Origin of the sequence: Paenibacillus sinensis, assembly GCF_019904155.1 — a bacterium.
Classification (GTDB): domain Bacteria; phylum Bacillota; class Bacilli; order Paenibacillales; family Paenibacillaceae; genus Paenibacillus_AQ; species Paenibacillus_AQ sinensis.
The window spans coordinates 1-246 of record NZ_JAHCMB010000082.1 but is presented as its reverse complement, the minus strand read 5'-3'; the positions used below and the strand labels follow the sequence as shown (position 1 = coordinate 246).

General features: G+C 53.3%; 1 rRNA gene. It reads left to right on the top strand.

The annotated features are described in order from the left end of the window. A 23S ribosomal RNA gene (locus KIH86_RS10510) occupies window positions 1-246 on the top strand; the annotation flags it as partial.

The window sequence follows — 246 nt, the reverse complement described above, 5'->3', positions numbered from 1 at the left end:
GGGGGTAGCGGAGAAATTCCAATCGAACTCGGAGATAGCTGGTTCTCCCCGAAATAGCTTTAGGGCTAGCCTCGGTGAATGGAGTGATGGAGGTAGAGCACTGATTGGGTGCGGGGCCCGCAAGGGTTACCAAGCTCAGTCAAACTCCGAATGCCATGAACTTCTTGCCGGGAGTCAGACAGTGAGTGCTAAGATCCATTGTCAAAAGGGAAACAGCCCAGACCATCAGCTAAGGTCCCCAAGTGT